The organism is Nocardioides eburneus (genome assembly GCF_040838215.1).
In the GTDB taxonomy this organism is placed as follows: Bacteria; Actinomycetota; Actinomycetes; order Propionibacteriales; family Nocardioidaceae; genus Nocardioides; species Nocardioides eburneus.
Genome location: NZ_JBFPJR010000007.1, coordinates 123,852 through 144,561 on the forward strand (window position 1 = coordinate 123,852; position 20,710 = coordinate 144,561).

Below are 20,710 nucleotides of genomic sequence, written 5' to 3' on the forward strand. Positions count from 1 at the left end.
CGGGGGAGATGGATCCTCTCTGATGCGTAGCTTCTCGTGGCGTCAGCGCCGCGAGCCCGGACGAGCCAGACAGCAGATCTGCTCTGGTGGTGCTCCCTCTCCCGGGGCCCATTGTGGTGGCCCGCCGCGGCGTGAGGCGAGTCGCAGCCACGGTGTCGAGAAACACAGCCGGAAACGCCCGGAGGGGTATTTACACCCGGTCTGGACCACCGCTTCACTTGTGCGCCATCTCGGAAGGAGACGCCCGATGTCCCCACGCTCTCCGGCCCGTCACAGGTCCCCCGGAGCGGTCCGTCTCGAGTTCGCGGACGACATGTTCGCCCGCGGCCACCGTGGGGTCGGCAAGCCCCTCGTCAGCCAGCGGGTGTGGCGTCTCGATGAGCCGTACGACGCCGAGCGGCTGCGCCGGATCGCCGACGGGCTCGCCCGCGGGCGGCTGTCCCGCCGCGTCCGGCGCGCGGTCCTTCCGGGCGCGCGCGACGCATGGCGACACTCCGGCCAGGCGCCGGTCGTGACGCTGGGCGAGCGTCCCATCGAGGCGTCCGGCGCGCTCGACTGGCTGGCCGTCCGCCACGCCGAGCCGATCGACCCGCACGCCGGCCCGGCCTGGCGGCTCGCCGCGACCGACCTCGACGACGGCGGTGCGCTCGTCTCCCTCACGGTCGCCCATGCCGTGGCCGACGGCGCCGCCATCAGCGATGCGGTCCTTGCCGCCGCCACCGGTGCACCGACGTCGCCGCTCCCGGAGCCGCCGACGGGCCTGGCCGGCCTCCGGCTGGAGGTCCGCGACGCCGCCGGCCAGGTCGGGGCGATCGCGGACTGGGCACGCGCCCGGGCCCGCGCCAAGCGAGCCGGCACCCTGCCGGCCCCCAGCCCGGCGCCGCCGCACCCCGCGCCGACCCCCGATCCCTCGGCCGTCGACTGGACGCCACCGCGGGTCGTCGTCGAGTTCGACACCGAGCCCGTCGCGGCGGTCGCCGGACGGCAGGGCGGCAGCGCCAACGCCTGGTTCATCGCCGTCGCTGCCCGCCTCCTCGACGCCATCGGTCACGCGGCCCCGCGCGTGCCGATCCCGGTCTCGGTCCCGATCAGCGGCTTCGTGCCCGGTGACCTGCGCGCCAACAGCACCCGCATCGCTCGGGTCGATGTCGACCGCGAGGCCCTCGCCGCGCGCGACCTGGCCGTGGTGCAGTCCGCCGCGAAGGCGGCCTATGCCCGGGTGCGCGACTCCGGGCCCGGGCTGTCGCCGGTCCCGCTGCCCCTCGTCCAGATGCTGCCCGACGTCCTGTTGCGGCGGGTCCCTCAGCCGCCTCAGGCGGCCTGTCTCGCCTCCAATCTCGGCATCCTGCCCGCGCCGTTGAGCCGGGCCATGGGCGACCGCGTCCGGGCGGTCTCGACCTCGGCCACCGTGCCGCACCTCGCCGCCGAGCAGGCCCGCGAGATGGGCGGCGGGCTGCTGGTGTGGCACGCGTCCACGGGAGCCCGGAGCACCCTCACGCTGATCCCGGCGGAGCCCGACCGCGTCCCCGACGCCGCTGCCTTCGCGGGGCTCGTGCGCGACGAGCTCGCCTCGTGGGGCGTGACCTCGGCGCTGTGGTGACCTTCTCAGCCCGCCATCTCGACCGCGTCGGCGGCCGCTCTCACGGCGACCTCGGCGGGGGCGAGGCCGGCACCCAGCGCGGCGGCCCGGGCGACCGTCTCCGGCTCGAGCACCTCGGCGAGCGCGGCACGGAGCGTGACGCGGTCCAGGCGGGTCACCGGGAGCGACGTACCGACGCCGGCGCGTGCGAGCAGGCGGCCCCAGATGGGCTGATCCGCGGAGTACCACCCCACGACACTGGGGATCTGAGCGCGCAACGTCGCTCCGGTGGTGCCCGCCCCGCCGTGGTGCACCGCCGCTCGGCAGCGTGGCAGGACGCGGACGTGGTCGACCGGTCCGACCACCTTGACGTGGTCGCCGGCTGCTTCCGCGGCCGCGTCGAAGGCGTTCCAGCCGGCGCTCACCAGGGCCCGCAGGCCGAGGTCCGCGCAGGCGCCGGAGACCGCGGACAGCAGCGCGGCGGGGTCGCGGACGGGCATCGAGCCGAAGCCGACGTACACCGGTGGCTCGCCGGCCTCGAGCCAGTCGCTGACGTCGGCGGTGTCCTCGCCGAGCGCCGTGCGGTCCTCCTCGGCCAGCGACAGGAACCCCACGAACGGCCGGTCGACTCCCCACTGCTCGGGCAGGCCGGGCATCAGCACGGGATCGTAGGCCTGGACCTCGACCGCGCCGCGGTCGCGCAACCGGTCCTGCAGGCGTACGACGGCGGGCGGCAGGCCCAATGCGGCCCGCTGCTGGTTCTCGTCCCTGCGGGTGAGCGACCAGCGCAGGCCGAGCACGGCGTCACCCAGCGCATGCTGGACGACAGGACCGCCCCGGGACACCAGCGGGACGACACCGTTCGGCCGGATCGGGAAGTAGTGCAGGGCGGCGAAGCCGCAGCCCAGCGCCTCTGCGACCGCCGCGCCCACCTCCTGGCCGAGCAGGCCGACGACGATCGCGTCGACCCCGCCGAGCCGGTCCGCAAGCGCCAGCGTGCCCTCGCGCAGCTCCGTCCAGCCGTGGGTCGCCATCGCCCGATGGGCACGGACCCGGTCGCGCGGGTTGCGCGACCGCTTGCCACGCTGCACGGTCTGGGACCCCAGCAGGTCGCGGCTGTCGAGGCCCACCGGCACGGGATCCAGGCCCAGCCGCTCCCCCAGCGGCACCAGGTTCGGCGCCACGCCGACCGCGACGTCGTGCCCACGGCGGCGCAGCTCGAGCGCCACGGCCAGCGCCGGCTGCACGTCACCACGACTGCCCGTCAGGGCGAACGCGAGCTTCACAGGCGATCCCTCCGGCATTCCGAGTCCGGCCACGGCCGGCCGACACGATAGGACACTCCCCCATGACCACCTCGTCCGCCCAGGCTCCGTCCACGGCCCACCGGACCGCCCCGGCGACCGTGGCGACCGTCGCGCCCAGCAACCGACTGACCTACGACGACGAGCTCTTCCTCCGGATGGCGACCGTGATCGGCCTCCCGGTGGTGGCCCAGAACGCCTGGCGCTTCCCCACCGAGATCCCGGTCTCGGCGGTCGAGCGGGTGTCCGCCGCGCTCGCGCGCGGGCCACTCAACCGCCTCGTCGTCCGCAGCCGGGTCCCCGGCGCCCGCAGCCGGTTCGTGCGCTCCTCGGCCCGGGCGCCGCTGACCGTCCACCCCGACCGGCTCTCCCCCGACGACGTGCTCGCCTGGCTCGACTCGGTCGCCGAGATCGAGCTCGACCCGGTCAAGGGTCCTGGCTGGGCCTTGGCGATGGCCTACACGACGGAGGGGAAGACGATCGTCTCGTTCAACGTCTCGCATGTCGTGGCCGACGGCCGGCTCAAGCACGACTCGCTCGCCGCCGCGTCCGCCGGCCGCGTCCGTCCCCAGCTGCCGGTCGACGACCTCGCCGCCGCCCAGGTCCGGCTCGTCGACGACCTCCGCGATGCGGCCGGGATGGCCCGGAAGGTGTACGCCGGCCTCCGCGCCGCGCGCCGCGCCGACCCGATCCGACGGATCGACGCCCAGACCTCCGCGGACCGCCCGGTCCCGGATCCGCAGCCCGACGACGACGTACGCCACACGATCGCGAAGGTGGTCGCGGACTGCCCCGCCGAGGACTGGAAGGCGGCCGCCAAGGAGGCGGGCGGCACGGCCAACGGTCTGTTCATCGCCGTGACGGTCGAGGTGCTGCTCGCCGCCGGCATCGTCGAGGCGGGCCGGCCGGTCGCCGTCAACCTGCCGGTGAGCGTCCGCGGCGGCGACGACGACCTGCGCGCCAACGCCACCTCGGGCGTCACCATCGCCGTGGACACCGAGACCCGCGACGGGGCCGGCGTGGTCCCCGACCTGGCCGCGGTCCGGGCACGGTCGAAGGAGCAGTTCACCGCACTGTTCGACGGCACCCGTCCCGACCCCAGGCCGTGGTTCCGCCCGCTGGTCCAGATGCTGCCCGACCGGGTGGCTCGCTGCTTCGCCACCAACATCACGACCCCACTCTGCCTGGCGTCCAACCTCGGCACGCACCCCGACACCTTCATGGCGCCGTTCGACCCCGACCAGCAGGCCGAGTCGATCCTGCTCCACGCCGTCCCGCTCGGGGCCACCCGCGGCCAGCTCCGCCGTCAGCGTGGCGGCGTCACGGCCTGGTGGGGCGAGGGCAACGGCGTCTGCAGCCTCACGATCCACGGCCTCGACCCCGACCACGTCCGGGACGCCGCCACCCTCCGGCGACTCGTCGGCGAGGTCTACGCGCGCCGGGGGCTCACGCCGACGTTCTGGTGACGATCAGCCGAGCGGGTCGAGCAACCCGGCGGGCGCCACTGCGGCCCTCATCGCGGCTCACCGCACCAGCCCCAGGCCCGCCACCAGCACACTCACAGATCGGTCAACGACGACCTCGGTCCCGGCCACCACGAAGACCGCGACCAGCAGTGGCCACCCGGTCACGGCATCAGCCGGAGGGTCGCGGCCGTGGCCAACCCGTACGCCGCATGCGGGATCGCGTCCAAGACCCAGTCCCCGGCCGACCAGGACCGCGGATCGGTGACGCCGAGCACCGCCATGGGAGCGTCGGTGCCGACCATGGCGCCCACCGAGGCGAGCACGGCGCCGACGACCAGCGGCGGCCGCCGGCCGTCGTACGCGAGAGCGAGGAGAGCACCCGTGACGACGCCGCTCGCGATGCCGAGCATCGGGCCGAGGCCCGCGACGCGGTTCTGCCGGGTCTCCTCGTCCCCGGGGACCGTCGCGCCCGCATGGTCCGCGAGCGCCTCGACCGTCTGCTCCGGCGTGTTGCTCGTGCCGCGGCCGCGGGCGACCATGTCGAGGTAGGTGACCGCATTGAGCGCGGTCGTACCGGCGGCGCCCGCCAGGGCGCCGCGCGCGAGGTTGCCTGCGATCCGGGACATGGCGCTCTCCTTGGCCGTCGCGAGGGTGACGAGGTCGGGTTCTGAGTCTGGTACCCGTTGCGCGCCAGGGCAGCCGCCCGGCGCTGGCGAAATGGACACAACCACCCTGACCGGGGCTTACCCGGCGGGTGGCTGTGTGGTGCTGCTCGCTGGTCCGTCAGCCGCCTCTCGGCGAATGGCCGCTCGTAGCGGCAGATGGTGAGGCCCGGGGGCATGAGTCGAACCAGCTGAGGGGGTCAACCCAGGACGATGCCCGGCCATTCCCCGGCGTTCTGGTGGCCCGCGTCACGCCACCCGCGTCGCGCTCCGGCCGGCCGCGACGGTGGACTATCGTGGAGCCGATGTCTGCGAGCGACGACTACTGCGAGCTGTGTGATCTTCCGAAGTCCCAGTGCGTCCACGGGCGACCGCCCGCTCCGGAGCCGGTCAAGGCGCCCCCGAAGCCCAAGCCCCGGAAGACCGCCACGGCGTCGCGCACCACGACGACGACGCGGACCGCGCCGGTGTCGCGGCGCTGGACGCCGCCGGACGCGCTGAAGCCGCTCATCGTGACGGTCCTCGAGGACGCCGGTGGGGAACTGGAGGCGGACCAGGTCTTCCGCGAGCTGGAGACCCGGCTCGAGGACCGGCTGCTCCCCGGCGACCGGGAGACGACGCCGGAGGGCGAGCTGCGGTGGCGGTATGCCGCCCGCCGGGCCCGTCAGGCGCTCATCTCCGAGGGACTCATGACCAAGGGCACGCCTGGAGTCTGGACGCTGGCCTGACCGCCGCTCCTCGCACCGGCTGTTAGGTTGCGGGGCAGATCCCACCGGCTCCCGGGAAGGTGCGTCCGTGGCCGCGAAGCCCGTCCAGCCCCCTGCGCCCGTGCTCGTCAGCGCCCACCGCTGCGGCGCCGGCGACGACCCCCAGGGCGAGAACTCCCTCCATGCCCTCGAGCACTCGGTCGCGCTCGGCGCGGACTTCGTCGAGTTCGACGTACGCCGCCGGGCCGACGGTCACCTGATCGTCGCGCACGACCTGCCGGACGACGGTGTCCAGGTCCTCGCCTACGACGCCCTCCTCGAGTCGCTCGACGACCGTGCCGGAGCCCACATCGACCTGAAGTTCGGCTCCCCCGCCGAGCTCTACGACCAGCTCGGCGCCTGCTGGGAGGTCGAGGTCGTCAAGCGCGCGCTCAAGCGGCTGTCGCCCGACCGAGTCGTCGCCACCACCGGCCGCGAGCGGGCCGCCCGGGCGCTGCGCGACTGGGCCGACGCCGAGGGTGTCCCGCTCCTGGTCGGCCTCTCGATCGGCTCCAGCCTGCGCGGCCTCGCGCCGCGCGCCGCGGCGGCCTCGCTGCTGCGGCAGCTCGCCCCCGAGGAGCGCCTCGCCCGCTCCGGTGCCAACGTCTTGTGCGCCAACCACGGTCTCGCGCTCCTCCGGCTGCGTCGGGTCGCGCGTCGCCGCGGACTCCGGCTGCTCGTGTGGACGGTGGACGCGCCCGCGCTCCTGCGCTGGTGGATGCGGCCCGGCGCCGCCTGGATGGTCACCACCAACCACCCCGCGCTCGCGCTCCGCGACCGGCGCCGTGCCCGGCGGTGCGCACGGCGGCGTACCACTGACAGGATGCGACCATGACGACCGACGTCCTGGGCGCGCCGTACACCGCCGAGACCCTCACCTTCCCCGACGACCACGAGGGCGAGCTCGTCGCCACGCTCGTCCACCGGCCGGCCGACGCCGGCCCCTCGGGGCGGGCCGTCCTGCACGTCCACGGCTTCGCCGACTACTTCTTCCAGACGGAGTACGCCGAGTGGTGGACCGCCCGCGGCTACGACTTCTACGCCGTCGACCTGCCGAAGTACGGCCGCTCGCTCCGTCCGCACCAGACGCCCAACTACGTCACGGACCTCGACGACTACTTCCCCGTGCTCGACGAGGCCTGGACCCGGATCACCGAGGGCCACCAGCGGATCGTCGTCACCGCCCACTCCACCGGCGGCCTCACGGCCCCGCTGTGGGCGGACGCCCGCAGGCCGCCCGAGCTGGTCGGGATGTTCCTCAACTCGCCGTGGTTCGACATGCAGGGCTCGGCGCTACTGCGCACGGTCGGCACGCCCGTGATCCACCGGGTCGCGAGGTGGCAGCCGATGCGCGCCATCCCGCGCACGGTGAGCGGCCTCTACACCCGTTCGCTCCACCAGGACCACGAGGGCGAGTGGGACTTCGACCTCACCTGGAAGCCGGTGGAGTCCTTCACGGTCTACGCCGGCTGGCTCTCCGCCATCCGTCGCGGCCACGCACGTCTGCATGCCGGCCTCTCTGTCACCTGTCCCGTGCTCGTGCTCTCCTCGGGCGCGTCGGGCCATGCGAGCGAGATGAACGAGACCGTGCACGGCACCGACATCGTCCTCGAGGTGCCCCAGATCCGTCGCTGGGCGACCGCCGTCGGCCCGCACGTCACCTACGTCGCGGTCGACGGCGCCCGCCACGACGTCATCCTGTCGCGGCCGGAGGTCCGGAAGGCGGCGTACGACCAGCTCGGCCGCTGGCTCGGCGCCTACGTCGAGTAGCGCCTCACCTCGCGCTGAAGGGCTCGCCGTCGAACCGGTCCCAGGTCACGAACTCCTCGACCGCCCGGCGGCGCAGCCGCGTCGGCTGCTTCACCGGCTTGCCGAGCGGGACGACGCAGGCGAGCGCGTGCCCGGGCGGCGCGCCGAGGAGCTCCAGCACGGCGTCCTCCTCCGGGACGGCCATCGTGGTGACGGTGCCGCCGAACCCCTCGGCGCGCGCCGCCAGCAGCAGGTTCCACACCAGCGGGTAGACCGAGGCGCCGCTCACCAGTCCCACGCGGTCGAGATCCTGGTCGGTCGAGGCGAGCGCGCCCAGGTCGACGAGCACGACCACGACGACCGCGGCCGTGCGCAGCGGCTCCACCAGGTGGCGCGGGACCTCCGTCGCCGCGATCTCCTCCGGCGTCGGGCCGGGCGGCTGGAGGCTGTTCCAGGGGACCTCGCCGGCGGCGCCCTGTGCGGTGTAGCGCCGGGCGCCCGGCTCGGTGAGGGCCGCCAGCCGTTCGCGGGTGTCCTGGTCGCGCACGAGCACGATCCGCACCCCCTGCCGGTTGCCGCCGCTCGGCGCGAACCGGGCGTTCTCCAGCATGCGGTAGAGCACCTCGTCGGGCAGCGGGTCGCCGGTGAACCGGCGGATCGCCGCCGTGGTGCGCATGGCGTCGTACAGGTCCATCTGGTGCATGCTCCCAAGCCTGCCGTACGACGCCGGCTACGGCTGCTCGGGGGCGGGCTCGTCCGCCGGCGGCTCTGCCTGGCCGGGCGCGCCGTTGGAGGCGCCGGTGTTGGCGGCCGAGTCCGCCTCGGCGATGGCCGCCTTCACGGCTTCCTCAGCGGCATTGCTGGCCGCCGTGCCGACGGTGCCGAGCTCGGGCGCGGGCGCGCCGAGGTCGACGCGCGTGCGTGGGCCGTCGGTCTCCTGCGGGATGCCCTGGAGGTTGCTCAGCGAGGAGCCGAGGCCCTCGAGGGCCTTGCCGATCTCGCTCGGCACGATCCAGACCTTGTTGGCGTCGCCCTCGGCGATCTTGGGCATCATCTGGAGGTACTGGTAGGCCAGCAGCGACTGGTCCGGCTGGCCGTCGTGGATGGCCTGGAAGACGGTCTGGATGGCTTGGCCCTCACCCTGGGCGCGCAGGATCGCGGCCTCGCGGTCGGCCTGTGCGCGCAGGATCTGCGACTCGCGCTGACCCTCGGCGTTGAGGATCGCAGACTGCTTGTTGCCCTCTGCGGAGAGGATCGAGGACTGCCGCTGACCCTCGGCCGTGAGGATCGCGGCGCGCTTGTCGCGGTCGGCGCGCATCTGCTTCTCCATGGCGTCCTTGATCGACATCGGCGGGTCGATGCTCTTGACCTCGACCCGCTTGACCTTGATGCCCCACCGGCCGGTCGCCTCGTCGAGCACCGTCGAGAGTCCGGTGTTGATCCGCTCGCGGCTGGTCAGGGTCTCCTCGAGGTCCATGCCGCCGGCGATGTTGCGCAGCGTGGTCATCGTGAGCTGCTCGACGGCCTGGATGTAGTTGGCGATCTCGTAGGTCGCCGCGATCGGGTCGTTGACCTGGAAGTAGATGACGGTGTCGATCGAGACGGTGAGGTTGTCCTCGGTGATCACCGGCTGCGGCGGGAAGGTCACCACCTGCTCCCGCATGTCGATCATGTAGCGCACCTTGTCGACGAACGGCACGATGACGTTGAGCCCGGGAGTGAGCGTGTCCTTGTACTTCCCGAAGCGCTCCACCACCCCGGCCCGCGCCTGCGGGATGATCTTGACGGTCTTGGCGAGCGCGGTGATGACGAAGATCGCCAGGATCACCAGCACCACGAGGACGGCAGTCATCGAAACTCCTTCGGTTGCTACAGCTCCAGCTCGGGCACGGGATGGACGTAGGCCGTGGCGCCTCTGATCTCGAGGACCTCGACGGTGGTCCCGGGCTCGATCACGAGGTGCTCGTCGTACGGCTGAGCCGTCCACAGCTCACCGTCGATCTTGAGCTGGCACGGCTGATGGGCGCTGATCGTGCCGGGCGCGATCGCACGACAGCCCAGCAGCTTGCGCGTGCCGAGGATCAGCTCGGGACCGTGGTGGAGACGCGCGACCAGGCTCGGGCGGACCACGCCCAGCATGCCGATCGCCACGACGAGCGCGACGATGGCCTCGAGGACCACGCTGTCGACGAACACGCCCGTGATCGCACCGGCGAACGCGCCGCAGGCCAGCATCAGCAGGATGAGGTCGAGGCTGAACAGCTCGGCGACGACCAGGAGCGCACCGGCGCCCAACCAGATCAGCCAATCCATGCCGCCCATGCACCGACTGTAGTCTGCGTCACCAACCCGTCGCCGGCGGCTCCGGCCGCTGCGCGCGCCGGGTCACCTCCCGGGTCGCGCGTCAGCCCGCGCGACGCGTCAGCCCGCGCGACGCGTCAGCCCGCGCGACGCGTGCGCCGACGGGCCCAGTAGCGTCCGTCGCGCTCCTCGAGGTCGAGCGGCATCCCGAACGTCGCGCCCAGGTTCGCCGCCGTGAGCGTGTCCTGGATGAGGCCGGCGGCCACGATGCGGCCCTGACGGAGCATGAGCACGTGGCTGAAGCCCGGCGGGATCTCCTCGACGTGGTGGGAGACCAGCACGGTCGCCGGCGAGTCGGGGTCGTAGGCCAGCATCGAGAGCGTCGAGACGAGGTCCTCACGACCACCGAGGTCGAGACCCGCGGCCGGCTCGTCGAGGAGGAGCAGCTCCGGGTCGACCATGAGCGCCCGCGCCACCTGGACACGCTTGCGCTCCCCCTCGCTCAGGGTGCCGAACGTGCGGTCGGCGAGATGCTTGATGCCGACCTCGACGAGCAGGTCGTGGGCGCGGCCGTGGTCGAGCTCGTCGTACTCCTCGCGCCAGCGGCCGACGACGCCGTACGACGCCGACACGACGACGTCGCGGACGAGCTCCTGCCGCGGGATGCGCTCGGCGAGCGCGGCGCTGGTGAGACCGATGCGCGGCCGCAGCTCGAAGACGTCGACCCTCCCGAGCTGCTCGCCGAGAACCTGCGCAACGCCGCTCGTCGGGTGCATCTGGGCCGCCGCGATCTGCAGGAGCGTGGTCTTCCCGGCGCCGTTGGGCCCCAGGATCACCCAGCGCTCGTCCTCCTCGACCGTCCAGCTCACGGCATCGAGCAGGACGTTTTTGCCGCGGCGGATGGTGACGTCGGAGAGCTCGATGACGGCGGCCATGGCGGTCACTGTAGCGATGGCCGCGACCCGACCCGCGGGCACCCCACACCGCTCCCGGCGTACAGTCGCAGGCCGTGAGCATCGAGGACCACCGGACCGCCGTCGGCGCGGTCCCCGACGCCCTCCGCCTCGCGTGGTGGGGCACTTCCTGGCTGCGCGGCGAGACCGTCGCCGACCTCATGCTGGACGCGGTGATCGGCGACGACGCGACCCACACGGTCAGCGGCCTGGCGGCGCTCGGACTCGGCGGCGAGGCGGGCCGGGCGGAGACGCTGATCGGCGGGCTGAGCCGGCTGCGGGCCGAGGGAGCGTCTCTGCTCGGCACCGCGTTCCCGGTCGAGGGCGACCTCCTGGGGCTCGGCGGTCCGGCCGCCTTCAACCTCGGCGCGCTCGAGGCCGGCGAGGCGGTCGTCTCCGACGCCGGGGTCGGCCTCGCCCCCACCCGGGTCGGCGCGGTGATCGAGTGGCAGGCGTACGCCGCCCAGCGCCGCCAGCTCCCCGACGTCGGCGAGGCCGACCGGGCGCTCCGCGGCGCGCTCCTGGAGGCCGCGCAGGCGCTGGCCGACCTCGACGTCGCCCGCTGGCGTCCCGAGATCGCCGACCGACTCCTCAACCTGCGCCACCGCCCCGCGCTTCGCGGCGCTCCCGGCGTCCCCGACCGCTGCGTCGACCTCGCTGCCCGTGGGCTGCAGGCGCGCGACATCGTCGGGCTCGCGCTCGAGGATGAGGGTGGCGCGGTGTCGGCGTACGAGATGAGCGCGCGGCGCGACGCCCTCGTCCCCCTGGACCGTGCCGCGCGCCGGGCGCTGACGGCCGCAGGCTCGCCCGAGGTGTGGCCTCCGGGCTGAACCACGGCCGGAACCGGCTAGATTGCTGCCCGATGACCGAGTCCTTCGACCAGCTCGGGCAGCGACCCGACACGCTGCTGGTCACGCTTGCCGGCCGCGACCGCCCCGGAGTCACGTCCTCGACCCTGGCGACGCTCGCGCTCGCCGGCGTCGACGTCGTGGACCTCGAGCAGATCGTCCTGCGAGGACGTCTCGTGCTCGGACTTCTCGTCACGGCGCCGGCCGACGCCGCCGGCACGGTCGCGCTGCGCACCGCCATCGAGGAGACCGCACACGCCCTCGACATGACCGTCGAGATCGAGTCCGGCACGGGCGACACCCCGCGACGCCCGCGTCAGCGCGCCCACGTCACCGTGCTCGGCACGCCGCTCAAGGCCTCCGCCATGAGCGCGGTGACCCGGCGCATCGCCGGCGCCGGCGCCAACATCGACCGGATCATCCGGCTGGCCGGCTATCCCGTCACCGCCTTCGAGCTCCACGTCTCCGGCGCGGACCCCGACGAGCTGCGTGCCTCGCTCTCGACCGAGGCCGCGGCGCAGAGCGTCGACATCGCCGTGCAGCCGGCCAACCTGTCGCGGCGCGGCATGCGACTCATCGTCATGGACGTCGACTCCACCCTCATCCATGGCGAGGTGATCGAGATGATCGCCGCCTACGCCGGCTGCGAGGACGAGGTCGCCCGCGTCACCGAGGCGGCGATGCGCGGCGAGCTCGACTTCGAGGAGTCCCTGCGCGCTCGGGTGAAGCTCCTCGCCGGCGTCCCCGCCTCGGCGCTCGACGAGGTCTACGACAACCTCCAGCTCAACCCGGGTGCCCGCACCATGGTCCGGACGCTGCGTCGTCTGGGCTACCGCTTCGCGATCGTCTCCGGCGGCTTCTCCCAGATCACGTCGCGGCTCGCCGCCGACCTCGGCATCCACTTCTCCCGGGCCAACGAGCTCGAGATCGTCGACGGTCGGCTCACCGGGAACGTCGTCGGTGACGTCGTCGACCGGGCCGGCAAGGCGCGGGCGCTGTGCGAGTTCGCCGCGGAGCTCGGCCTGCCCGAGGCCGCCACCGTCGCGATCGGCGACGGCGCCAACGACCTCGACATGCTCGCCGCCGCCGGCCTGGGCGTCGCCTACAACGCCAAGCCCGCCGTCCGCTCGGCCGCCGGCACGGCCATCAACGTGCCCTACCTCGACACGATCATGTATCTCCTCGGCATCTCCCGCGAGGAGATCGAGGCGGCCGACGCCGAGGCCGGGATCGTCACCCCCGCGCCGCCGATCTGAGGGTTGAGCCGCCCCCTCTGGTGGGGTGCGTGGCCTGGACGGAGTCAGCCGCGACCGACGTGGAAAGCGGCGACGGAGGCCTCCGCCTCGTCGAGGTCGGCCCAGTCGCCGTCGTACGACAGGACGGTGACCGCCGCCGTCGGATAGCCCAGCGCCAGCGCGTTGCCCGCCTCCTCATCGCCGCTGCCGTCGTCGAGCAGCGAGACCAGATAGGCGACGGTCGGGTTGTGGCCGATGACCACGAGCGTCTCGATGCCGTCGTCGGTGGCGCGGACGAGGTCGAGCGCGACATCGGTGGACGCGGAGTAGAGCCCCTCGTCGTACTCCGCCAGCGTCAGGTCCCACCCGGAGCCGACGGCGACGTCCTCCCAGGTCTGGACGGTCCGGGCCGCCGCGGAGACGAGCACGTAGTCGGGCTCGATCCCCTGGGCCGCGAGCCACTCCCCTGCGGCGCGCGCGTCGGCGTGACCGCGGTCGGTGAGCTGACGCTCGAAGTCGGTCGGCGCCGAGGCCTCCGCCTTGGCGTGCCGCATGATCACGAGAGTGCGCATGGCGAGGAGCCTACGGTTCTTTGCGCGCACAGCGCGCGGCGGCGCACCAGGTCCCGAGCGGTGCTCAGGCGCCCATCGCGTGGTAGCCGCCGTCGACGTGGACGATCTCGCCGGTGGTCGCCGGGAAGAAGTCGCTCATCAAGGCACAGACGGCCTTGGCGGTCGGCGTCTGGTCGGTGTTGTCCCAGCCCAGCGGCGAGCGCGAGGCCCACATCGCGTCGAGCTCCTCGAAGCCGGGGATGGCCTTGGCGGCGAGGGTGCGGAGCGGGCCCGCGGAGACCAGGTTCACCCGGATCCCGTCGGGACCGAGGTCGCGGGCGAGGTAGCGCGCCGTGGACTCGAGGCCGGCCTTGGCCACGCCCATCCAGTCGTACGCCGGCCACGCGACCGTCGCGTCGAAGGTCAGCCCCACCACCGAGGATCCGGCAGACAGGAGCGGACGGCACGCGATGGCGAGGCTCTTGAGGGAGTACGCCGAGACCTGCACGGCCTGCGCGACGTCCTCCCACGGCCCGTCGAGGAACTTCCCGCCGAGGAGCGTCTCGGGGCTGCCGTAGGCGATCGAGTGGACGACGCCGTCCAGCCGGGCGTCGGCGCCGAGGTGCTCGCGCACCGCGTCGGCCAGCCCGGCGAGGTGGTCGGCGTTGGTCACGTCGAGGTCGAGGACGGGCGGCTCGACGGGCAGCCGCTTGGCGATCCGCTTGGTGATGCTCAGCGCACGCCCGAAGTTGGAGATGAGCACCGTGGCGCCCTGCTCCTGCGCGACCTTCGCGACCGCGAACCCGATGGAGGTGTCCATCGTGACGCCGGCGACCAGGATGTTCTTGCCGTCCAGAATGCCCATCTTCTCCCTCTCGGTGGTCGAGCTAGTCGGGGCCGTCAGTGGCCCATGCCGAGGCCGCCGTCGACCGGGATCACGGCCCCGGTGACGTAGGCCGCGCCGTCGCCGGCCAGCCAGGTGACGGCGGCTGCGACCTCGTCGGGCTGGGCGTAGCGGCCGAGCGGGACGCGGTCGGAGATGGCCGTGCGCTGCTCCTCGGTGAGGACGTCGGTCATCTCGGTCTCCACGAAGCCGGGCGCCACCACGTTGGCGGTGATGCTGCGGCTGCCGAGCTCACGGGCCAGCGAGCGCGCCATCCCGACCAGGCCGGCCTTCGAGGCGGCGTAGTTGACCTGGCCGGGGTTGCCGAGCAGACCCACGACCGAGGAGATGAAGACGATCCGGCCGCGTCGCAGCCGCAGCATGCCCTTGGCGGCGCGCTTGGCGAGCCGGAACGACGCGGTCAGGTTCGTGTCGATGACGTCGGACCAGTCGTCTTCCGACATGCGCAGGACGAGCGTGTCCTTGGTGATCCCGGCGTTCGCCACGAGGACCTCGACCGGCCCCTGGGCGGCCTCGATCTCGGCGTACGCCGCCTCGACCTGCTCGGGGACGGTGATGTCGCACGTCAACTGGAGGGCGCCCTCGGGGCCGCCGCCGCTGCGGCTGGTCACCGCCACCTTGTCGCCCTGGGCCAGGAACGCCTCGGCGATGGCGCGGCCGATGCCGCGGTTGCCGCCGGTGACGAGGACGGAACGGGGGGCTGGCGCGGTGCTCTCGGTCACGTCAGGTGACGCTAGTGATTACCGACCGGTACGACGAATCATCCCCGGCTCACTCGTCCTCGAGCCGGAAGCCCAGCTTCATCGTGACCTGGACGTGCTCGACGGCACCGTCCTTGATCTGCCCTCGGACGCCGACGACCTCGAACCAGTCGAGGTGGCGCAGGGTCTTCGACGCCCGCTCGATGGCGTTGGAGATCGCCTCGTCGACGCCGTCGGGCGAGGTCCCGACTACCTCGGTGACGCGGTAGGTGCGGTTGGTCATGGTCAGCCTCCTTGGCGCGAGCACCAGCCGTCCGGGCTGCTGCTGGTCCTTCGACCCTAGCGACGTAGGATCGCCGGTATGGCCAAGGTCCGAGGTGCGTCGCACAAGGGCGAGCTGCCGATCCGCATCACGACCGCGCAGACGAGCCGCAACGAGGACATCGCGGCGCGCCAGAAGCGCTACATCCTCTCGATGTCGATCCGGTCCGTCTGCTTCATCGGCGCCGTATTCGCGGGGTTGGCCCACATCACCTGGCTGTGGCCGATCCTCATCGCGGCGGCCATCGTGCTGCCCTACGTCGCCGTGGTGATGGCCAACGCCGCCAACACCAAGGGTGACGGCTTCAACCTGCTCGACTCGCCCTACGGCCGGCCGGAGCTCCGGGGTGGCCGAGAGTGGCGCGAGGAGCACCACAAGTCCTGAGCGAGCGGGCAGCCTGCCCACTCCTCATCCCGCACCGACAGAAAGCACAGGACAGCACGCGATGGCCAGCATCCACGACGGCGACCTCTGCTCGGCCAGGGGCTGCCAGGCCGCGGCCGCCTGGGAGCTGCGCTGGAACAACCCGCGGCTGCACACCCCGGACCGGCGCAAGGTCTGGCTGGCCTGCGAGGAGCACAAGGACTCCCTCACCGAGTTCCTGGGCTCGCGCGGGTTCCTCAAGGACGTCGTCGCCCACTGACGTCGAGTCAGCGCTCCGGCATCGCCGGCACGCACCGGACCCCGTCAGCCGCCGATCGCCGACATCGGACGGTCGGGCTGGAGGAAGCCCTCGTCGTCGATGCCGTGGCCGGCCTTCTTGCCGGCCATCGCGACGATCCAGCGCTCCGCCAGCTCCTCGTCGCCGGCGCCGTCGCGCAGCGGCTGTCGCAGGTCGGACTCCTTGCGCGCGAAGAGACAGTCCCGGACCTGTCCGTCGGCGGTGAGACGGACCCGGTCGCAGTCGCCACAGAACGGGCGGGTGACCGAGGCGATCACGCCGACGGTGGCCGGGCCGCCGTCGACCGTGAACAGCTCCGCGGGCGCGCTCCCCCGCGGCTCCTTCGCCGGCGCCAGGGTGAACTCCGCCGCCAGCCGGCTGAAGATCTCATCGGCGGTGACCATCCGCTCCCGCGACCATCCGTGCTGGGCGTCGAGGGGCATCTGCTCGATGAACCGCAGCTCGTAGCTGTGGTCGATCGCCCACGCCAGCAGCTCGGGCGCCTGGTCGTCGTTGACGCCGCGGAGCAGCACCGCATTGATCTTGACCGGGCCCAGCCCGGCGTCGGCCGCGGCCGCCAGCCCGGCGAGCACGTCCTTGAGTCGGTCTCGGCGGGTGATCTCGGCGAACGTCTCCGGCCGGATGGAGTCCAGCGAGACGTTGACGCGGTCGAGCCCCGCCTCGGCGAGCGCCGGGGCGGTGCGGGCGAGGCCGAGCCCGTTGGTGGTGATGGACAGCTCGAGGTCGGGTGAGAGGGCACGCGTACGCCGCACGATGTCGACGAGGCCGCGGCGCACCAGTGGCTCGCCACCGGTGAAGCGCACCTCGCGGATCCCGAGCCGCTCGACCGCCACCGTGATCAGCCGGACGACCTCGTCGTCGGTGAGGACCCGCTCGTCCGGGAGCCAGTCCAGTCCCTCGGCCGGCATGCAGTAGCTGCAGCGCAGGTTGCATCGGTCGGTGAGCGACACCCGAAGGTCCGTGGCGACCCGCCCGAACCGGTCGACCAGGGCGCCGGCCCGGGGCGCAGCGTCCAAGATGCGCAGCGATGTCGTCTCCACCACGCCAGCATAGGCGGCGGCCGACCCGGACCCGAGCGGTTCACCGCCTGGCGGTTAGCCTCGTCGGGTGCGATCGTTCCGGTTCCTGCTCAGCCGCCGCTGGGTGCTGTTCGCGATCGCGGTCGCGGTCCTCGTGTGCGCGACGTGGTGGCTCGGCAACTGGCAGTTCGGCCGGCTCCACGACAAGCGACAGAGCAACGACATCGTCCGCACCAACGAGCACGCCGCCCCCGCCCCGGTCGGGGACGTCCTCGCCGTCGGACGCAGCGTCGCCAAGGACGACGAGTGGCGCCGGGTCACGGCGACGGGGACCTACGACACCGCCCACACCATCGTGTGGCGCTACCGCACCGACGACCACGGGACGGCCGGCATCGACGTCGTCGTCCCGTTCGTGACGAAGGGCGGGACGGCCCTCATCGTCGACCGCGGCTGGATGGCCTCCCCCGACCAGGACCACGATCCCGAGACGCTGCCCGCACCGCCGTCCGGGACCGTCACCGTGACCGGCTGGGTCCGCGTCGACGGGACCGGCGACGCGACCCGAGTCGACCAGGTCGGCGGCTCGCTCGGCACCCGCGCCGTCTCCTCGCGCACGATCGGACCGGCGATCGGACGGCCGGTCTACGGCGGCTTCGTCAACCTCGAGAAGGAGGACCCGGCGCCTGGCACCGAGCTGGCCCGGGTCGACATGCCCGAGCTCAACGACGGACCGCATCTCTTCTACGGCATCCAGTGGTGGTTCTTCGGGGTGCTCGCCGTCTTCGGCTTCTTCTACCTGATGTACGACGAGCGGCGCTCGACCCTCAAGGCAGAGGCCTCCCCCGAGCCCCAGCCGGCCGGTGAGACGATCGGCGAGACGGCCGCCGTGGCGACGCTGCCAGACGCCGCGGTCACGGGCGCACAGACACCTGCCACCACGGCCGCCTCGCGGCCCGAGCCGCGCGTCGACCCTCGAGCCGAGCGGAAGGCCAGGCGGACGGCGCGCAACGCCCACAAGCAGGCCGTCCGGGCGGCCTACCAGGCGGCGTACGAACAGGAGAAGCGCGCCCGCGGAGGCGACGAGGCTCAGAGCGAGCGCAGCATGCCGCCATCGACCGGCACCATCGCGCCGGAGACGTACGACGACGCCGGCGAGAGCAGGAATGCCGCGACGGAGCCGAACTCCGCCGGCCGCCCGTAGCGGCGCAGCGGGATCCCCGTCGGCTCGCCGTCGCCGAGGCCGGTCTCGCGCATCCGGTCGGTGAGCAGCCGCCCCGGCAGCAGGCCGTTGACGCGGATGCCCCGTGGGCCGTATTCGTCGGCGAGCGCCTTCGCCGTCATCGCGAGCCCGGGCCGCAGGCCGTTGGAGATGCCGAGCTCGAGGATCGGGCTCTTGACGCTCGAGGAGAGCACGAAGGCGATCGAGCCGCCGTCCGTCAGGGCAGCCGCGACCTCCCGCGCGAGCCGCACCGCGCCGAGGAACACGGACTCGAAGGCGTCGCGCCACTGCTCGTCGGTCGCCTCCGCGACCGTGCCGGCCGGCGGCCCGCCGACGCTCACCAGGGCGCCGTCGAGACGCCCGAACGTGTCGCGGGCCGTCCGCACGAGGACCGCCGCGGCCCCGGGGTCGGCGTTGTCGGCGACGACGGTCGCGACAGACTCCCCCAGCGCCTGGCGTACGACGGCCAACGACTCCGCGCTCCGCCCGGAGACCACCACCCGGGCACCGTCGGCGACCAGCGCGTCGACGCACGCCCGCCCGAGGCCACGGCTGCCTCCGGTGACGACGTAGACACGGTCCTTCAGTCCGAGGTCCACTCAGGCCTCCTTCTCGATGACGTCCTTGCGGAACTGGGTGTGGTGGAGCTCGGCATAGAGCCCGCCGCGGGCGAGCAGGTCGTCGTGTCGGCCCTGCTCGACGACCCGGCCGTCCTCGATGACGAGGATCCGGTCGGCGTTGCGGACCGTCGAGAGGCGGTGGGCGATCACGATCGAGGTGCGGCCCTCGAGCGCGGTGTCCAGGGCGCGCTGAACCGCCGCCTCCGACTCGCTGTCCAGATGCGCGGTCGCCTCGTCGAGGACGACCACGCGCGGCGCCTTGAGGAGCAGGCGCGCGATGGCCAGCCGCTGCCGCTCACCGCCGGAGAGGCGGTAGCCGCGGTCCCCCACCACGGTGTCGAGCCCGTCGGGCAGCCCCTTCACCAGCGTCGCGATCTGCGCCGCCTCCAGGGCGTCCCAGACCTCGTCCTCGCGCGCGCCCGGGCGGGCGTAGAGCAGGTTGCCGCGGATCGTGTCATGGAACATGTGGGCGTCCTGCGTCACATAGCCGACCGCGCCCTCCAGCGACTCCAGCGTCACGTCCCGGACGTCGACACCGCCGACCCGCACGGCACCGGCGCCCACGTCGTACAACCGGGCCACCAGGTGGGTCACCGTCGTCTTCCCGGCCCCCGACGGGCCGACAAGCGCCGTCATCGTGCCGGGCTCGGCGGTGAAGTCGATGTCGTGGAGCACCTGTTGCGCGGGCCGCGACTCGGTGCGCGCGATGACCTCGAGGGAGGCGAGGGACACGTCGTCGGCGCGTGGGTAGGTGAACGCGACATGGTCGAACTCCACGGAGGCCGCGTCGGCCGGCAGCACGACCGCGTCGGGCTTCTCACAGATGAGCGAGGGCAGGTCGAGGACCTCGAAGACACGCTCGAAGGAGACCAGGGCGGTCATGATGTCGACGCGGATGTTGGAGAGCCCCTGCAGCGGCGCGAGCAGGCGCATGAGCAGCGTCGAGAGGGCCGTCAGTGTGCCGATGCTGGGGCTGCCGTCCATCGCGAGGTGACCGCCCACGCCGAAGACCAGCACCGTCGCGAGCGCCGGGACGGTCCACATCGTCGTGCTGAAGACCCGGGTGGTGAGCGCGATCCTGACGCCCAGGTCGCGCACGACGGCGGCCTTCGCAGCGAAGGCGGCGTCCTCCTCCTCACGGCGACCGAACAGCTTCAGCAGCATCGCGCCGCCGACGTTGAACCGCTCGGTCATGGTGTTGCCCATGTCGGCGTTGCCGTTCATCTGGGTGCGCGTCAGACCGGCCAGGCGACGACTCGCCCAGCGTGAGACCAGCCAGAGGATCGGGAAGGTCGCCACGCACAGCAACGTGACCTGCCACGACAGGACCAGCATCGTCACGCCGACGACGACGACCGAGATCAGGTTGGAGACGCTGTCGCCGAGCGCGGAGGTGAACGCACGCTGGGCGCCGATCACGTCGTTGTTGAGGCGGCTGACGAGCGCACCGGTCTGGGTCCGGGTGAAGAACGCCAGCGACTGCCGCTGGACGTGTCCGAACACCGCCGTACGCAGGTCGAAGATCAGGCTCTCGCCGATGCGCGAGGAGAGATAGCCGATGGTGACGTTGAGGACGGCGTTGACCGCCGCCGCCACCAGCATGCCGAGCGCCAGCCAGGTCACGATCGACGCGTTCCCCGCGAGGATGCCGTGGTCGATGATGCGCTGGATGAGCAGCGGCGTGACCACGACCATGCCCGAGTTGACGACGTTGAGACCGAGGAAGACCTCGATCAGCCGGCGGTGGGGCTTGGCGAAGGAGAGGACCCGGCGCAGCGTCGCCCGGTCGATGCGCGCGTCCGTGACGCTCCGGTCCGCGCGCATGCTGCGCCACACGCTGCTCATC

At 72.8% G+C, this 20,710-nt stretch carries 23 protein-coding genes; 10 read left to right on the top strand and 13 right to left on the bottom strand.

What is annotated here, in order from left to right; all coding sequences use genetic code 11:
- Positions 1-247 precede the first annotated feature (247 nt).
- Positions 248-1,600, top strand: a complete 1,353-nt coding sequence (locus tag AB3X52_RS05885) for a hypothetical protein (RefSeq protein ID WP_367992237.1) — start codon at positions 248-250, stop codon at positions 1,598-1,600.
- 5 nt (positions 1,601-1,605) lie between these two features.
- Here the strand turns inward: AB3X52_RS05885 and AB3X52_RS05890 are convergent, their stop codons facing one another.
- A complete protein-coding gene (locus tag AB3X52_RS05890) occupies positions 1,606-2,865 on the bottom strand; it encodes a glycosyltransferase (protein WP_367992239.1) in 1,260 nt (419 codons plus the stop codon).
- A 62-nt stretch (positions 2,866-2,927) separates the two neighbouring features.
- On the opposite strand from AB3X52_RS05890, the gene AB3X52_RS05895 reads away from it, so the two are divergent.
- Positions 2,928-4,349, top strand: coding sequence for a hypothetical protein (locus AB3X52_RS05895; protein ID WP_367992241.1), 1,422 nt, complete (start codon positions 2,928-2,930; stop codon positions 4,347-4,349).
- Between the two features lie 161 nt (positions 4,350-4,510).
- On the opposite strand, the gene AB3X52_RS05900 is transcribed toward AB3X52_RS05895, so the two are convergent.
- Entirely contained in the window at positions 4,511-4,975 is a 465-nt protein-coding gene (locus tag AB3X52_RS05900) for a hypothetical protein (protein WP_367992243.1), read from the bottom strand.
- A gap of 341 nt (positions 4,976-5,316) precedes the next feature.
- Between AB3X52_RS05900 and AB3X52_RS05905 the strand changes: the two genes are divergently transcribed.
- The 3 genes from AB3X52_RS05905 to AB3X52_RS05915 all read left to right on the top strand — a co-directional run bounded on the left by AB3X52_RS05905 (position 5,317) and on the right by AB3X52_RS05915 (position 7,527).
- Complete coding sequence (locus AB3X52_RS05905; RefSeq protein WP_367992245.1) at positions 5,317-5,739, top strand: hypothetical protein; 423 nt, start codon at positions 5,317-5,319, stop codon at positions 5,737-5,739.
- Between the two features lie 67 nt (positions 5,740-5,806).
- The gene (locus AB3X52_RS05910; RefSeq protein WP_367992247.1) at positions 5,807-6,592 is read left to right on the top strand and encodes a glycerophosphodiester phosphodiesterase; all 786 of its coding nucleotides are present in this window, start codon (positions 5,807-5,809) and stop codon (positions 6,590-6,592) included.
- The gene (locus AB3X52_RS05915; protein WP_367992249.1) at positions 6,589-7,527 is read left to right on the top strand and encodes an alpha/beta hydrolase; all 939 of its coding nucleotides are present in this window, start codon (positions 6,589-6,591) and stop codon (positions 7,525-7,527) included. The genes AB3X52_RS05910 and AB3X52_RS05915 overlap by 4 nt, the downstream gene beginning before the upstream one ends.
- A 4-nt stretch (positions 7,528-7,531) precedes the next feature.
- Here AB3X52_RS05915 and AB3X52_RS05920 read toward each other — a convergent pair whose 3' ends face one another.
- From AB3X52_RS05920 to AB3X52_RS05935, 4 genes are all read right to left on the bottom strand, one after another.
- Positions 7,532-8,209 carry a nitroreductase family protein gene (locus AB3X52_RS05920; protein WP_367992251.1) on the bottom strand — a complete coding sequence of 226 codons (678 nt, stop codon included), beginning with the start codon at positions 8,207-8,209 and terminating at the stop codon, positions 7,532-7,534.
- A 27-nt stretch (positions 8,210-8,236) separates the two neighbouring features.
- The gene (locus tag AB3X52_RS05925; RefSeq protein ID WP_367992253.1) at positions 8,237-9,358 is read right to left on the bottom strand and encodes an SPFH domain-containing protein; all 1,122 of its coding nucleotides are present in this window, start codon (positions 9,356-9,358) and stop codon (positions 8,237-8,239) included.
- Between the two features lie 17 nt (positions 9,359-9,375).
- Positions 9,376-9,828, bottom strand: a complete 453-nt coding sequence (locus AB3X52_RS05930; protein WP_367992255.1) for an NfeD family protein — start codon at positions 9,826-9,828, stop codon at positions 9,376-9,378.
- A gap of 116 nt (positions 9,829-9,944) precedes the next feature.
- On the bottom strand, positions 9,945-10,742 hold the full coding sequence (locus tag AB3X52_RS05935) for an ABC transporter ATP-binding protein (RefSeq protein WP_367992256.1): 798 nt from the start codon (positions 10,740-10,742) through the stop codon (positions 9,945-9,947).
- Positions 10,743-10,816: 74 nt separating this feature from the next.
- On the opposite strand from AB3X52_RS05935, the gene AB3X52_RS05940 reads away from it, so the two are divergent.
- Both AB3X52_RS05940 and serB read left to right on the top strand, forming a co-directional pair.
- Entirely contained in the window at positions 10,817-11,590 is a 774-nt protein-coding gene (locus AB3X52_RS05940; protein WP_367992258.1) for an Rv1486c family protein, read from the top strand.
- Between the two features lie 32 nt (positions 11,591-11,622).
- Positions 11,623-12,864: a phosphoserine phosphatase SerB gene (gene serB / locus AB3X52_RS05945; protein WP_367992260.1), complete on the top strand. Its 1,242-nt coding sequence runs from the start codon at positions 11,623-11,625 to the stop codon at positions 12,862-12,864.
- A gap of 44 nt (positions 12,865-12,908) precedes the next feature.
- On the opposite strand, the gene AB3X52_RS05950 is transcribed toward serB, so the two are convergent.
- From AB3X52_RS05950 to AB3X52_RS05965, 4 genes are all read right to left on the bottom strand, one after another.
- Positions 12,909-13,415, bottom strand: coding sequence for a SixA phosphatase family protein (locus tag AB3X52_RS05950; RefSeq protein WP_367992262.1), 507 nt, complete (start codon positions 13,413-13,415; stop codon positions 12,909-12,911).
- A 64-nt stretch (positions 13,416-13,479) separates the two neighbouring features.
- The gene (gene fabI, locus AB3X52_RS05955; RefSeq protein ID WP_367992264.1) at positions 13,480-14,259 is read right to left on the bottom strand and encodes an enoyl-ACP reductase FabI; all 780 of its coding nucleotides are present in this window, start codon (positions 14,257-14,259) and stop codon (positions 13,480-13,482) included.
- A 35-nt stretch (positions 14,260-14,294) separates the two neighbouring features.
- Complete coding sequence (gene fabG, locus AB3X52_RS05960) at positions 14,295-15,020, bottom strand: 3-oxoacyl-ACP reductase FabG (RefSeq protein WP_367992266.1); 726 nt, start codon at positions 15,018-15,020, stop codon at positions 14,295-14,297.
- A gap of 49 nt (positions 15,021-15,069) precedes the next feature.
- Positions 15,070-15,282, bottom strand: coding sequence for a dodecin (locus AB3X52_RS05965; RefSeq protein WP_367992268.1), 213 nt, complete (start codon positions 15,280-15,282; stop codon positions 15,070-15,072).
- 78 nt (positions 15,283-15,360) lie between these two features.
- Here AB3X52_RS05965 and AB3X52_RS05970 point away from each other — a divergent pair, with 78 nt between their 5' ends.
- Positions 15,361-15,705 carry a DUF3099 domain-containing protein gene (locus AB3X52_RS05970; protein WP_367992270.1) on the top strand — a complete coding sequence of 115 codons (345 nt, stop codon included), beginning with the start codon at positions 15,361-15,363 and terminating at the stop codon, positions 15,703-15,705.
- Between the two features lie 61 nt (positions 15,706-15,766).
- The gene (locus tag AB3X52_RS05975) at positions 15,767-15,964 is read left to right on the top strand and encodes an acetone carboxylase (protein WP_367992272.1); all 198 of its coding nucleotides are present in this window, start codon (positions 15,767-15,769) and stop codon (positions 15,962-15,964) included.
- A gap of 44 nt (positions 15,965-16,008) precedes the next feature.
- Here the strand turns inward: AB3X52_RS05975 and moaA are convergent, their stop codons facing one another.
- A complete protein-coding gene (gene moaA / locus AB3X52_RS05980; RefSeq protein ID WP_367992274.1) occupies positions 16,009-17,043 on the bottom strand; it encodes a GTP 3',8-cyclase MoaA in 1,035 nt (344 codons plus the stop codon).
- Positions 17,044-17,110: 67 nt separating this feature from the next.
- Here moaA and AB3X52_RS05985 point away from each other — a divergent pair, with 67 nt between their 5' ends.
- Positions 17,111-18,226: an SURF1 family cytochrome oxidase biogenesis protein gene (locus tag AB3X52_RS05985; RefSeq protein WP_367992276.1), complete on the top strand. Its 1,116-nt coding sequence runs from the start codon at positions 17,111-17,113 to the stop codon at positions 18,224-18,226.
- On the opposite strand, the gene AB3X52_RS05990 is transcribed toward AB3X52_RS05985, so the two are convergent.
- Both AB3X52_RS05990 and AB3X52_RS05995 read right to left on the bottom strand, forming a co-directional pair.
- A complete protein-coding gene (locus AB3X52_RS05990; RefSeq protein WP_367992278.1) occupies positions 18,112-18,843 on the bottom strand; it encodes an SDR family oxidoreductase in 732 nt (243 codons plus the stop codon). The two genes, AB3X52_RS05985 and AB3X52_RS05990, sit on opposite strands and share 115 nt — an antisense overlap.
- Positions 18,844-20,709, bottom strand: a complete 1,866-nt coding sequence (locus AB3X52_RS05995; RefSeq protein WP_367992280.1) for an ABC transporter ATP-binding protein — start codon at positions 20,707-20,709, stop codon at positions 18,844-18,846. It abuts the gene before it with no gap.
- Position 20,710 lies beyond the last annotated feature (1 nt).

What these genes read in the sequence shown, in the direction of transcription:
- AB3X52_RS05885 (WP_367992237.1), top strand. Translation starts at nt 248, where the DNA reads ATGTCCCCACGCTCTCCGGCCCGTCACAGGTCCCCCGGAGCGGTCCGT.
- AB3X52_RS05895 (WP_367992241.1), top strand. Translation starts at nt 2,928, where the DNA reads ATGACCACCTCGTCCGCCCAGGCTCCGTCCACGGCCCACCGGACCGCC.
- AB3X52_RS05900 (WP_367992243.1), bottom strand. Translation starts at nt 4,975, where the DNA reads ATGTCCCGGATCGCAGGCAACCTCGCGCGCGGCGCCCTGGCGGGCGCC.
- AB3X52_RS05905 (WP_367992245.1), top strand. Translation starts at nt 5,317, where the DNA reads ATGTCTGCGAGCGACGACTACTGCGAGCTGTGTGATCTTCCGAAGTCC.
- AB3X52_RS05915 (WP_367992249.1), top strand. Translation starts at nt 6,589, where the DNA reads ATGACGACCGACGTCCTGGGCGCGCCGTACACCGCCGAGACCCTCACC.
- AB3X52_RS05920 (WP_367992251.1), bottom strand. Translation starts at nt 8,209, where the DNA reads ATGCACCAGATGGACCTGTACGACGCCATGCGCACCACGGCGGCGATC.
- AB3X52_RS05925 (WP_367992253.1), bottom strand. Translation starts at nt 9,358, where the DNA reads ATGACTGCCGTCCTCGTGGTGCTGGTGATCCTGGCGATCTTCGTCATC.
- AB3X52_RS05930 (WP_367992255.1), bottom strand. Translation starts at nt 9,828, where the DNA reads ATGGGCGGCATGGATTGGCTGATCTGGTTGGGCGCCGGTGCGCTCCTG.
- AB3X52_RS05935 (WP_367992256.1), bottom strand. Translation starts at nt 10,742, where the DNA reads ATGGCCGCCGTCATCGAGCTCTCCGACGTCACCATCCGCCGCGGCAAA.
- serB (WP_367992260.1), top strand. Translation starts at nt 11,623, where the DNA reads ATGACCGAGTCCTTCGACCAGCTCGGGCAGCGACCCGACACGCTGCTG.
- AB3X52_RS05950 (WP_367992262.1), bottom strand. Translation starts at nt 13,415, where the DNA reads ATGCGCACTCTCGTGATCATGCGGCACGCCAAGGCGGAGGCCTCGGCG.
- fabI (WP_367992264.1), bottom strand. Translation starts at nt 14,259, where the DNA reads ATGGGCATTCTGGACGGCAAGAACATCCTGGTCGCCGGCGTCACGATG.
- AB3X52_RS05965 (WP_367992268.1), bottom strand. Translation starts at nt 15,282, where the DNA reads ATGACCAACCGCACCTACCGCGTCACCGAGGTAGTCGGGACCTCGCCC.
- AB3X52_RS05970 (WP_367992270.1), top strand. Translation starts at nt 15,361, where the DNA reads ATGGCCAAGGTCCGAGGTGCGTCGCACAAGGGCGAGCTGCCGATCCGC.
- AB3X52_RS05975 (WP_367992272.1), top strand. Translation starts at nt 15,767, where the DNA reads ATGGCCAGCATCCACGACGGCGACCTCTGCTCGGCCAGGGGCTGCCAG.
- AB3X52_RS05995 (WP_367992280.1), bottom strand. Translation starts at nt 20,709, where the DNA reads ATGAGCAGCGTGTGGCGCAGCATGCGCGCGGACCGGAGCGTCACGGAC.